A 12622-nucleotide genomic window follows, 5' to 3' on the forward strand; every position below is an offset into this window, starting at 1 on the left:
GCCCGGTTGACCCCTATCGACTACGAGACCATCATGACCCCACCGGCCAGTCAGGCCGCGTGACTTGATCTGTCACCTGCCGGTGCAGCAGACCCGCCACGGTCGCCGGACCGGTGGCGTGCCTCGAACGCGGTATACGACGGCAGCGACGGGCGAGCAACGCTCGGGGCATGGCACATGTAACCAAGCGAGGAACCTCGTTCTGTCTACGGTGGCGGTTCGCGGGCCGCCAGCAGTGCTGCACGTTCCGCGGCCCATCGGACGCGAAAGCAGCCGCTGCCAAGCAGTTCGCCGAAGCCCAGCAGCACAAGGTCACCAGTAGCCAGGTGTACGCGGCGTTCGACCCGGCGTTGGTGCGGCGCCGGCGGGCGCCGTTGCTGCGGGACTGGATCGAACGGTGGCTCGAACTGAAGATCGACGTCTCCCCCGCTACGCACGCCGAGTACGCCCGGATCCTGCGGACCCGTGTCACCCACGATCTCGGTGCGCTGCGCGTCGACGAGATCACCCGGCACGAACATCTGGATCCGTGGAAGGCCGCCCTGGCCCGGGAGTTGATGCCGACCGGGGTGAAGAAGCATTGGACGGTGTTGAGCCAGGTGATGCGTGACGCGGTCCCCCATCTGCGGGCCGACAACCCACTGCAGCGACTGCCCGGCCGTCGTGGCAACGGGTTGCCGCGCGAGCTCGCCCACAAGGCGTGTCTGCTCAGCGGCACCGAGGCCGGCATCCTCATCGCCAACTGCCGAGCGTCGATACGCACTCTGGTCATGACCGCGTTGGCCACCGGCATGCGCCGGGGCGAACTACTGGGCCTGCGCGTACGCGACGTCGACCTCGGTGGTCCGGTCCCGACCGTACGCATCGAGCAGGTCTTGCTGCGCGACGGTACATTCGCCGGGCCGAAGACCACCCGGTCCCGGCGCTCCGTCTCGCTGCCGTCCTCGCACACAGAAGACCTCGCCGTCCAGATCGATGGCAAGGCCGCGGACGAGCTGGCGTTCACCGCGCCCGACGGCGGCCCCTGGGACATGAGCAATCTGCGGCGGCGCTACTGGCGGCCCGCCGTGATCGAAGCCCAACGATGCGGGCAGCATCGGCCACGTCAGCTAGGAAGCGAAGCGGTGTCCCCGTGCCGCTGCCCGGGCAGACTGCACGTCGCGCCGCGGTTTCAGGACCTGCGTCATTCACATGTCGCGTACCTGATCGCCGCCGGCTGGGACTTCTACACCATCCAGTTGCGGCTCGGGCACGCATCGATCAAAACGACCTTCGACACCTACGGACACCTGCTCCCCCACGGCGAGCCTGCTCGGCTGGCGGCCCTAGATCGGCTCCTGCCCTCAGATGCTGGCAAGCCATCGGTCCAGGACCTCCGCGGCTGAAAGGGGAACTTTTTGCCGCCCAGGTGCTGAGCGGTCCAGCCATCCCCGCTGGCTCTGGCGCGCAAGCACCAAGGCGCGCCGCAGCGTGCGGCAGCCGTCAGGCCGAGCGTCGGAACGGATTACTCGCTGTCCGCTCCGGACAGCCAGCCGTCGACGAGGCCAGAAGCAAGGCCGTCCACCGTTGCGTCCCACGTCAATGTTCGCGCTCGGTGGAGTCGCTGAAATTCGCGTGGTGTGCCCAAAGCCGCGTCGCGCCGGGCTGCCGGCCTTCGCGCGGGCGCGGCAACATGCGCAACGAGCGGGGCAGTTTGAGTGCTCGTTACCTCACCGAGAGTGCGGGTCGATAGGGAGGTTGCTTGTCGAGTTCCGGACACCTCGGCCAGAAAATATCGACGGTTATCTTCACCAGGGCAGTGTTGAGCGACCGATTACGATGGGGTGCCGATGGGCGGGAACGTGCTTGTCAAGGACTTTCGTAACGACCCCGGCGCTACCTTCGTAGCGCTCATCCGTGACGCCGATCGGCCGGTTCGTCTCGGCGACCTCAGGCAGAGTCTGCAGTCAGCCGGTGTGCCAGCAGACGAGGTCAACCGGGAATGGAACCGGCTGCGAAGTTCAATTCAAGATCATCCCCGAATCACGAGGCCGGACACGTGGCAATACGAGTGGTCGCCGGTCAACCCACCGTCGGGGGACTCCTTTATGAAGCTGCTCGCGAAGGTGAGCAAGCGCGGCCAGGCGTGGTTGACCCAGGCGTACGCGGACAACGTCATGGACACGCTGGCGAGGGAGGAGACCTCAGGGGCTCGGGCACAGCTCGGGTGGTCGCAGCAACGGGAACGGGAGAAGGCGACTCTGCTGGCCGAGGTCGTCGCAACGGTCGAGATGCTGGCCGCCGAGGGTCAAGCTGCGTCGGCCATCGCGGACCATCTGCGGGAACGGGCACGCTCGCGTCAGCTCACGCCGATCGGCCGGATCGGCGAGACCGAGGAGTTCGACCGGTCCAGGCACGATCCGAACGGCGACCGCCAGCCCCGGGTGCGCCAACAGGTCCGAGTCCTACGGCCCGGCTTCGTCTGGTCGGGTGTCAGCGAGCCGGTGGTCGTGGCGAAAGCCCTCGTCGAGTAAGAGCCGACTGAACCCTTTTCATCGGTTCGCATTCAGATGAGGAGCGCTCATGAGCTGGGCGAGAGCCGGCGAGCCGATCGTCGAGGCCCGCGGGATCACGATCCGTACCCTATTCGACCAGCGGTCCTTCCACGTGGAGCCCTACCAGCGGGCGTACGCCTGGGAACGGGCCCAAGTTGACCGATTGATCGAGGACTTGTCCGGCGCGTTCCTGGCCCAGTGGGATCCCCGGGATGGCGACGCCGACGTCGACCGATACGACACCTACTTCCTTGGTTCGATCATCGTTTACACCAAGGACGACAAGGTCTATCTCGCCGACGGTCAGCAGCGGGTGATCACACTTTTGCTCCTGCTTCTGCAGCTGTACGTGCTGATCGAGGGTCGTGACGACGCCCGTGATCAAGAGGCCGTGCTACGCCTGCTGATTCGCGGAGATCACCGGTTCGGTCCCACGTTCGCCGTTCGGATCGACACGTACCGCGCCTGCTTCGACGCTCTGCTGCAGCACGAACCGTTCAGCACTGACGGTGTCCGGCCGGAGGTAAAACGCGCGTGGCATGCGTCGCAGCACATCGTCGAGGCTCTCCGCGGCGAACTGGGTGACGAGTTACAAGGCGAGGCGATACTGCCTTTTATCCGGTGGATCCTCAATCGTGTCTCCGTCGTAGAACTGGACGCAGACAGTCCACGACGAGGCAACGCGATGTTCATCGCCGTGAACGACAGAGGCAAACGGCTCGCCCCGCTCGATCTGCTTAAAGAGTTCATCCTCGATGACGCCCCTGGCGACCTGGAAAAGCTCGACACGCAGTGGCAAACGATGATTGCCACGCTCGAGGCGATCGACAAGGACGCCCCGCTCGATTACGTGCGGGCCGTCCTGCGAGCCCAGTACTTCGATGTCGACCCGACCGAGGAGTCGACCTGGGCACGGCACGAAACCCCGCACGAGTGGTTGAGCACCCACAAGAAAACGATCTGGCCCACAGCCAGAAAGGGCGCACAGGTCCGGTTGTTCACCGAACTGCTGGAACCCATGCACCAGCCCTATGCCGATCTGCTTCGTGCCCGCACCGTGTATACCCCGCGGCTGGAAGCGGTGTGGTGCAACGCCCTCAACGGGCTCACCCGTCAATTCGACCTCACCATGGCTGCCGTCCGCCCGGAAGACTCACCACCGACGTTTCTGCGCAAGGCGCGCACCGTCGCCAACTTCGTCGACCTCTTCGTGGTCACCCGCGGTATCAGCGATGACTCTTACAGCCAGTCAGAGCTGGACAGTGTCGTCGATGGACTGTTACCCGGCGTACGCGAGTCGCGAACGGAAGAAGGTCTTCGTGACCTGCTCGGTTCCGAGGCCGCGACCTGGAAGCCCGACTTCGCGGCGCTGACCGAACTCCGTTACCGGGAAAGCAGGAACCGGCCGTTCGTCGTGTATCTGCTGGCTCGGCTCACCGCCTGGCTGGAGAACGGGGTCGGCAAAGGCGACCCGACACCTCTACTGCTCGCCGAACCAGAGCGAAAACGGCCCCAAGAGGTTGAGCATCTCTTCACGAAACGATCCGGCGCATACCAGACCGCAGACCCGGCCGGCTCACCGTTCCAGCGCGTCAGAGCCCTGATAGGTGCGCTCGTCCTGCTCGACGGATCGGACAACGCGAGCCTCGGCGGCGGCCTGCTCCGCGACAAGACCGGAGCCTACCGAGCCGCGAACTGGCTCGCGGCCTCACTGGATCCTGCGTCGTACCAGCGAGGCAACACAAGATTCCGTGACTTCATCGAGGAGCAGGGCCTGACCGACATGTTCCGCGCCTACCAAGACGGCGAACCGATCGAGAACCTCATCCGGGAACGCGGCCTGCTCTACCGGGCAATCGCCCAGCGAATCTGGGCTCCGCAAATCCTCGGCCTCAACGCGCCGCGCACCGAACCCGCCGCCCAGGCCCCGGAACGAGCTGGACCCGACCGCCGACGAAGTAAAGTCACGCTGTTGAACCTTCTGAGGGCTGGCCTGCTCCGGGCCGACTCGGCCTTAATCGGCCGGCGCCAACGTATACAGCACCGCGCCACGCTGCTCGAAAACGGCAAAATCCGGATCGCCAGCGGCGAGCAACACGCCGCGCCAACCCGCGCCGCGGTGGAAGCAACCGGAGCACGCTCAGCGAACGGCTGGACATTCTGGCGCATCGAAACCAGCGGAGAAACGCTCGGCGCGGTGCGCGACCGTTTCCGGCCGCCCGGATAGTCAGGTCGTACGAGGATCCGACGCCGCAAACGGCTGCTCAAGGTCAACTCGCTCATGTGGCCCCCTCTGTGTCAAGAGACAGTGAGAAGCGGTGTCCAGGCTGGGGCTCGGTTGGGACGGACGTGACTTCTCCGAGTGTCGAAACACGATCGTTCGGTTCGGCAAGCGCGCCGCACCGCCGCCGGGCCGGTTCCGGCAGGCGGCCGTCATAGCCAAGACCAGTCGCCGTCGCTACGGTGCGAGGGTGTCCACAGACGTACCTCCGAGACGTGCTGCGACGCTGGCCGAGATGGCTTACCCCCGGCAGCGGATCTGCGACGAGCACATGTTCCGGCTGCCGGCCGGCGCACGGTATCGGGCGACGTTTCGGCTACAGCTGTTCACTGCACCGGGTGCCCGCCCAGTCGCGTTCGCCACGCAGATGACCGCCGACGGCGACGGTGCGTCACTGATGAACGTGGCCGAGGATGGCGCGGCTGCGGTCTGGCGCCGGTATTTCCCCGACGACGCCGCGCCGCCCATTTGGATCCAGCACATGATCATGGGTGAGCGGCGCCGACTGGCCTTGGTGAGGTTCACCCCGGGACCGGGTGAGCACACGCTGCGCAGCCCCCGGTGGACGCCTATTAGCGCGGACGATGTCGGCACGCTGGTCGGCGGATCGGTTGATCTCGAGCGTGGCGACGGTTTCGTGCCGGCCGAGCCGGATCCGGAGCCTGATTCGGCGTACGCGTTCGCGCTGGTGGTGTTGCTTCCGCGTCCGCGGCCGTTCCGGGAGAAACTGTGCATGGCGGTCGGTGTGCCATGGTGGCGTCGCATTGGCCGGCAGCTCGTGTCTCGCCGCGGTGGCCGTGGCTGCTGCTGGTATCACGGCGGGGACTGGCATGCGGTGTCCCGCACGGCCGTGCGGCTGGCCGGGCAGGCTCGTGCGGCAGGGGTCAGTTTCGAGAACACCGCAGCCTACGTCGGAGACCATCCGGACGTGCAAGCCTTCTCCGAGTGGGAACGTGAAGCCTTGTTGTCGCTGTTCGAGGACACTATCCGGCCATACGCGCGGTGGCCTTCATCCCATGGCTACAACAACGGCCAGCACCGTGCGCAGGCGCTCATCGACGCCGGCGTGCGCCGCACCCTGATTGAGAAGACCTCCGACTGAGCGACTGGCATGCCTCTGGCTGTGACAATGAAGCAGTATGGGCAGGTGCGCGGCCTCATCGGCTCCCGCAAGACGATCAGACGTGCTTCGCCGGTCATTTGCTGCGCTTCGAGGCCGAGCGGTTCAGCCGACGCTGGTGTGCACCTCGGCCGGGGACTACACCCGGGGTGCGACCTGTGCGCCGGGAATCTCGTCTTGCCCAGGCATAATTCACCGATGTCTGACCCTGAAGTCCGTCCTCCCGCCCGGCGCCTGCGCTACCAGGACGTCAGCGCCGAGGCGCGGGAGCTGCTCGCGTCCGAGGGCGAGTCCGACCGGTTCGAGTTCAAGGAGAAGGCCGACGCGGTCAAGGGCAAGGTTTTGGTCGCGGCCGCCAATGCCGTCGTGCTCGAGCGCATCGCCAGCGGCTACGTCACGATCCTGGTCGGTGTGAAGGAAGTCGCCGACGAGCTGACCGGGGTGGTCCGTGGCGAGGTGATCGGGCTGACCGGGATGAATGACTCGAAGGCGCGGCGGGCGTCGATCGAGAAGGCGCGGCAGAGTATTCAGAGCACCGCGGCGGAGACTTATCCCATCCCTGTTGGGCTGCGGATCATCGAGGAGGGTGTCGATACCACGGCGCCGTTCCTTCGGCTTGAAGTGTGGCCGACGCGGGCGCCGCACTATACGCGGGACGGGATGCGGGTCACTCGGGCCGGCGCGTCGACGCGTGCGATTACGGACGATGAACTCGTCGAGATGTATCTGGCGCGGGAGGCGGAGATCTTCCGTCAGCGGTTCAGCGACATCACCGCCGAATTGGCTCGCAGTATCGAGGATCCCGGCGAGAGCGTGCGTACGACAGCGGCGCAGATCGTCAAGGAGCTTCGCGCGGTCGAGGACAGCGCTGCCTTCGCAGGCGGTGAAGCGTCCGAAGCTGCGAGCACGCTGCGCGATCTGGAGATGCAAATCCAGGATCTGCCCACAGCCGACGAGCTTGTTGACTGGCTTGAGCAGGGTGAGCGCCATACCTCGCGGGTTGCCACGTACATCATCCGCCGGGTCACCGCGGTCAGCCGGAAGGCCGGCGGCTCACCTCTTGGACGGCCAAGCGGCTGAGGGTTTCTGCTCGTGCCCGACCGGTGCTAAGCCGTCGGAGGCTGGCCGTTGCGCGCTGTTCAGTGCAGCGACCGGCCGCCGCGCTACGAGTACCGGTTCATATTCGGCGTCTCCGTCCGCGCCGCCGGTTGCGCACGCTAGTGGGGCAGGTGGAAGGATCGCGATGTCTTGAGTGCGTGCCTCGGAACGGCAGATCGCGGCGACGCTCGGGGTGTGGGGGGTCATCGACGTCCACGGCACGGAAGGCTCGCCCGTGCCCTAGCCGAGCAGCAGGCTGGCATGCGAATCGACTGCGGTCGCGGTGAGATCGGCGGCGGCGACGATCGAGGCTCTTTGCCGACTACGATCGAACAGCGCTACGAGCCGCACCCTCGCCCTGCCTGACCGCCATCACCCGCCGACGCGAATCCGGGCCACCGGCGAAGTTTGAGCTGACCTCGCGACTCCGGCGGCAGAGGCGGACCGTTGTCAAAGGCTCGCCGACCCGAGAGGGTTTCCGGGGATGGTCACCGACCCGTGAGCGGTCGGTGACCATCGTGCGTCGCCATGCCTCGGTCAGCGCTCGGTCAGGTGATCAGTGGGGGTATGACGCCAACCGGGCGGATGCCGTGAAGCCGGGGACCACCTGGTTGGGCTGGGTCGAGTCCACGGCGGCGCCGGTGTCGTTGACGATGTGCCGGATGCCGCCTCCCAGAGCGATCACTGCGGTCGTCATCGATTTGAATCGGACGCTGGGGCGCTGGGGTGCCTCGATTGAGGTCCAAGCGTGTGCCGGTGCGCCGGCGAAGGTGGAGTCGAGGAACAGCGTGTAGATGGCCGTGCCGGTGGCGGAGTGGGTCGTCACGCTGGGCGAGACCTTGTAAGAGGTGTAACCCTCATTGGTTCCGTCCCTCCATGCGGCCTGGTTCGGCGGGTCGTACGGGAACTCACTTTGGTAGAAGACTGTGGTGCCGCGCTCGCCGTTCCAGATGACCTGGTTCTTCTGGTGGTGCTCGACGAACAGGCCGAGGGCGGTCACGTCCGTGCCGTTGACGACGAGTCCGGTGTCGCTGGTGTTGCTGGTCCAGCCCACGCCGGTGCCGTGGTCGGCGCGCCAGATCCAGTTGTCGTCGAGGATGACTTTGCTTTGGTTGACCTGCAGTGCGGTCTTGCTGGAACCGGCTTGGGCGCCTCCGATCCGAATGAACAGGTCGCTGAGCGTCGTGGGGTTCGTGGCGTCGCCGAGGTTGTTGGCGTTGCCCGTGCCGACCTTGACCAGGACGTTGGAGCCGGGGCCGGCGTCGACGAGCAGACTGGAGATGACGACGCCCTTGACGTCACCGACTTCGATCGCGGCCTGCCCGCCGGTGGGTGCCAGCGTCGCGTAGCCCATGCCCATGACGACCGTGTCGGGCCGGGTCACCTTGATCGGTGCGTTGAGGCGGTAGATGCCCGGCGTCAGGATGAGGTGTTTGCCGGCGGCCAGCGCTGTGTTGATTGTCGTTGCGGTGTCGGTGCCTGCTTTGGCGATGTGGAATCGGGAGATCGGGATGCTGATGCCGGCTGTGCTGTCGGTCGCCCAGTTGGCACCGGAGGCGTTGGTGCGTGCCTTCGGCACGAAGACCGAGTAGGCGTCGCCGCTCATGGTCAGGAATGGGGCGGACCTGGAGGTGGGGGTGGTCGCCAGGGTGGTGATGCCGCGGCCGTTGAAGTCGCCGGCTGGGGCACCCTGTACGCCGGAGAAGACCAGGTTGGCTGAGCCGCCGTTCCAGTTGCCGATCTGGCTGTCGCGCACGTAGTACTGGGCTTGGCCCGGTCCGGCGTTGCCGCCGCTGTTGACGCTGCCGGTGATGCGGCTGTCGGCCATTTCGGTGCCGAAGAGTGTGGCTCCGTAGGCACCGTTGAGGTCCAGGTTGCCCTTGATGTCGACCCGGCGCAGCGACGATGCCTGAGAGGTCGCCCACCGCATGGTGTGTGCCGGCGCGACGCCTTCCGGCCTGGCTCGTTGAGCGTCGGCACCCACCGGCCGCTGGATCGGGTTGACCGAGATGTTGGCCAGCGACCGGTAGAAGTTCGTCAGGCCGTCGGAGGACCCGTCGGCGTTCTGACGTGGCTCGGAGTGCAACGATCCGTTGATCTTGACGCTGGTGGGCGAGGTACCCAGTCCGGCGATCGAGGTGTAGTAGCCGACCTCGCTGTTGACGATGCCGGTGGCGGTCGCCGGGTCGTTCTGGCCGGCGGCGCTGCCGTAGGTACCGGGCTTGAAATACACCGCGTGCCGGTTGGTGCTGAACTCCGGCTCGGCCGAGATGCTCTGCAGGTAGGCGTTGATGTCAGCGACCGGCGTACTGGCGTCGAAGATCTTGACGTTCGGACCGAAGTCGACACTCGACGAGGCCGGTGCCGCTGAAGCGGGGACGGCAACCGCGAGAGTGCTGACGGGTCCGAGGATGGCGAGCGAGAGACTCCACACCCGCCTCGTGGTGGATCGCCCGGCTGCCAGTGAGGCAGCGCCTGTTGGTCTGTCTGTTCGCACGGTTCTCCTCAGCTCGGCGCGCCGACCAGGGTGGCTGTGGTTGGGGATGGCGCGCGGGGGTGCCGTGACCGTGCCTCAGGGGGCAAGCCGCGGAGAAGACGAAATTGTGTATGCGATGTATCCGTCGTGTTAATAAATGAAGGTCGTCGCCTTCACTGCTGGCGCTCGGTTGAGCGCCCGAGTCGGCGCCGTTCGGACTCGATGGTGGTGTCGGCGCCGTGGCCGGTGTGCACCACGGTGTCGTCCGGCAGGACGAGCAGCTTCGCCGTGATGGACTCGACGATCTGATCCGCGTCCGAGTACGAGCGGCCGGTCGCCCCTGGTCCGCCCTGAAACAAGGTGTCCCCGGTGAAGACACATCCCAGTTCGCTCGCGTAGAGGCAGACCGCGCCGGGCGCGTGCCCCGGCGTGTGCAGCACGGTCAGCGCCGTGCCACCCACCTGGATGACCGCCCCGTCGGCAAGGTCGGCGTCCCAGGTCACCGTCTGGCCGTGGGTGAGTTCCCACAGCGGCCGGTCATCGGGGTGCAGCAGGATCGGGGCGCCGGTTCGATCGCGCAGGGCCGGAGCGGCTCGCACGTGGTCGTCGTGGGCGTGTGTGCAGATGATTGCCACTACCGTGCGGGAGCCGACCACCTTCAGGATGGCGTCCTCGTCGTGCGGGGCGTCGATGACGACGCATTCGGCGTCGTTCCCGACCACCCAGATGTTGTTGTCGACGGCGAAGGCCTGTCCGTCGAGGCTGAACGTGCCCGAGACGACGGCGTGATCGACGTGGCTCACAGGACGACCACCGAGCGCAGCACCGGGGTGCCGCCACCGCGCATGCTGGTGAACGCGGCCTCGACATCCGCCATCCCGATCTCCTCGGTGACGAACGCGTCGAGGTCGAGGCGGCCCTGCCGGTAGAGGTCGACCAGCATCGGGAAGTCGCGGCTGGGCAGGCAGTCGCCGTACCAACTGGACTTGAGCGCGCCGCCGCGGCCGAACACGTCGATCAGCGGCAGCTCAGGCACCTTCATCTCGGGCGTCGGCACGCCCACCAGCACCAGCACGCCGGCCAGGTCACGGGCGTAGAAGGCTTGTTTCCACGTGTCCGGCCGGCCCACCGCCTCGATGACCACGTCGGCGCCGTCGGCACCCTCGTACGTCGCGGCCGCGATGCGCTTGATCTCCGCGACTGGATCGGTCTGTGACGAGTCGACGAGGTGGGTGGCGCCGAGCTTGCGGGCCGCCTCCAGCTTCGCCGGGTCGATGTCGACGGCGATGATCGGGCTGGCGCCGGCCAGGGCGGCACCGGCGACTGCCGCGACGCCCACTCCCCCACAGCCGATCACTGCGACCGATCTGCCGCGGGTCACGCCGCCGGTGTTGATCGCGGCGCCGATGCCGGCCATCACGCCGCAGCCGAGCAGGCCGACGGCGGCGGGCCGCGCGGACGGGTCGACCTTGGTGCATTGTCCGGCCGCGACCAGGGTCTTCTCGGCGAACGCGCCGATGCCCAGCGCCGGCGACAGCTCGGTTCCGTCTTGCAGGGTCATCTTCTGCTTCGCGTTGTGTGTCTGGAAGCAGTACTGCGGCTGGCCGCGCTTGCAGGCGCGGCACTCGCCGCAGACGGCCCGCCAGTTCAGCACCACGAAGTCGCCCGGCACGATGCCGGTGACGCCGGCGCCGGCGCCGGCGCCGATCGACTCGACCACACCGGCTGCCTCGTGGCCCAGCAGGAACGGGAACTCGTCGTTGATGCCACCGTCGCGGTAGTGCAGGTCGGTGTGGCAGACACCGCACGACTGGATCTTCACCACGGCCTCGCCGGGGCCGGGATCGGGCACGTTGATCGTCACGAGCTCGACCGGCGCTCCTTTGGCGCGCGCGATGACCGCTTTCACTTGCTGCATGTGCTTCAACTCCGGTGTAGGTGCAGGGGGATGCTGCGCCAGGCGCGCAACGTGTTGTTGTGGTGGCGGCGCACGGGCCCGGCGAGTTCCAGCCGGGCGACACGGCGGGCCAGGGCGGTCACCAGCGACTCAGCCTCCAGGCGGGCGATGTGCTGGCCCACGCACTGGTGGATGCCCATGCCGAAGCCCACGTGGCCGGACGGGTCGCGGGTCAGGTCGAAGTGGTCGGGGCCGTCCCAGCGGCGTGGGTCGCGGTTGGCGGCGCCGAGGAACATCAGGATCTTCGCTCTGTCCGGGATGACGCTGTCGCCGACGGTGACGTCGGTGGTGGCGGTCCGGAAGAAGGTTTGCACCGGCGATTCCCAGCGCACCGCCTCGTCGAAGGCGACTCGGGCCAGCGCCGGCTGCTCGCGCAGACGCTGCCACTGGGCGGGGTTGGTGGCGAAGGCGTAAAGCACGGCGGACAGGCCGTGCACGGTGGTGTCGACCCCGGCGGACAGCAGCGATCGCACCACCAGCGGCGCCTGCTCCGGCGTGAGTTCCCCGCGGTCGGCGGCGGCCCAGATGGCGGCGCCGAATCCATCCGGGGTGAGCATGTCACGGGCGCACTGCGCGTTGACCCAGGCCGACAACTCGGCGACCCGTGGGATGCCGTTGGCGACCAGGTCGTTGGACGGCCCGAAGGCGTTGAACAGATGATCGCCGTACGGCAGCAAACTCTCCCTACCCTCGGCGGGAATGCCCACGGCGTCCGGGAAGACCCGCAGCGGGAAGGCCTCGGCCAGAGCCGGCACCGCGTCGGCGGTGTCGCCCTGCGCGAGAACCCGGTCCACGAGCTCGGCGGCTTCGGCGGCCCACCGCTCGCGCAGTCGGTGCAGTGACCGGGGACCGACGATCTTGGACAGGACGCGGCGCGGGGCGTCGTGCCGGGGCGGGTCGGCTTCCAGCAACAGGCTGGGCGGGCGCCACGGTTTTTCGGTACGGAAGTTGCTCAGTCCGACGCCGGCGCCGGATTCGAAGCGCTGCCAGTCGGTGAGGGCGGCGTACACGTGCTCGTAGCGGGCCAGGGCGTAGGTGTCGTAGCGGGTGAGGTGGACGACCGGGCCGGCCTCGCGCAGCTTCTCGTGCATGGGTCCCGGGTCTTCGAGGTTCTCGTGGTCGAACGGGTCGGCGTCGCTGACCGGCAGGCTCATGG

General features: G+C 67.2%; 9 protein-coding genes. 5 read left to right on the plus strand and 4 right to left on the minus strand.

What is annotated here, in order from left to right; genetic code table 11:
- The first annotated feature begins 113 nt into the window (after nucleotides 1-113).
- The 5 genes from AB0C26_RS39140 (at nucleotide 114) to AB0C26_RS39160 (ending at nucleotide 7015) form a co-directional block, all read left to right on the plus strand.
- On the plus strand, nucleotides 114-1385 hold the full coding sequence (locus AB0C26_RS39140; RefSeq protein ID WP_360258282.1) for a site-specific integrase: 1272 nt from the start codon (nucleotides 114-116) through the stop codon (nucleotides 1383-1385).
- A gap of 702 nt (nucleotides 1386-2087) precedes the next feature.
- Entirely contained in the window at nucleotides 2088-2513 is a 426-nt protein-coding gene (locus tag AB0C26_RS39145; protein WP_360258284.1) for a hypothetical protein, read from the plus strand.
- A 49-nt stretch (nucleotides 2514-2562) separates the two neighbouring features.
- Nucleotides 2563-4761, plus strand: a complete 2199-nt coding sequence (locus AB0C26_RS39150) for a DUF262 domain-containing protein (RefSeq protein ID WP_360258287.1) — start codon at nucleotides 2563-2565, stop codon at nucleotides 4759-4761.
- Nucleotides 4762-5050: 289 nt separating this feature from the next.
- A complete protein-coding gene (locus AB0C26_RS39155; protein WP_360258290.1) occupies nucleotides 5051-5917 on the plus strand; it encodes a hypothetical protein in 867 nt (288 codons plus the stop codon).
- Between the two features lie 216 nt (nucleotides 5918-6133).
- Nucleotides 6134-7015, plus strand: coding sequence for a hypothetical protein (locus tag AB0C26_RS39160; protein ID WP_360258292.1), 882 nt, complete (start codon nucleotides 6134-6136; stop codon nucleotides 7013-7015).
- 574 nt (nucleotides 7016-7589) lie between these two features.
- Here AB0C26_RS39160 and AB0C26_RS39165 read toward each other — a convergent pair.
- The 4 genes from AB0C26_RS39165 to AB0C26_RS39180 form a co-directional block, all read right to left on the minus strand.
- Nucleotides 7590-9467 carry an adenylyl cyclase gene (locus AB0C26_RS39165; RefSeq protein ID WP_360258295.1) on the minus strand — a complete coding sequence of 626 codons (1878 nt, stop codon included), beginning with the start codon at nucleotides 9465-9467 and terminating at the stop codon, nucleotides 7590-7592.
- A 215-nt stretch (nucleotides 9468-9682) separates the two neighbouring features.
- Nucleotides 9683-10312, minus strand: coding sequence for an MBL fold metallo-hydrolase (locus AB0C26_RS39170; RefSeq protein ID WP_360258297.1), 630 nt, complete (start codon nucleotides 10310-10312; stop codon nucleotides 9683-9685).
- Nucleotides 10309-11427: an S-(hydroxymethyl)mycothiol dehydrogenase gene (locus AB0C26_RS39175; RefSeq protein WP_360258299.1), complete on the minus strand. Its 1119-nt coding sequence runs from the start codon at nucleotides 11425-11427 to the stop codon at nucleotides 10309-10311. Before AB0C26_RS39175 ends, AB0C26_RS39170 begins: the two co-directional genes overlap by 4 nt.
- A 5-nt stretch (nucleotides 11428-11432) precedes the next feature.
- Nucleotides 11433-12620: a cytochrome P450 gene (locus AB0C26_RS39180; RefSeq protein ID WP_360258303.1), complete on the minus strand. Its 1188-nt coding sequence runs from the start codon at nucleotides 12618-12620 to the stop codon at nucleotides 11433-11435.
- Nucleotides 12621-12622: the final 2 nt, after the last annotated feature.

The sequence above is a fragment of the Actinoplanes sp. NPDC048796 genome (assembly GCF_040650035.1).
Lineage (GTDB): Bacteria > Actinomycetota > Actinomycetes > Mycobacteriales > Micromonosporaceae > Actinoplanes.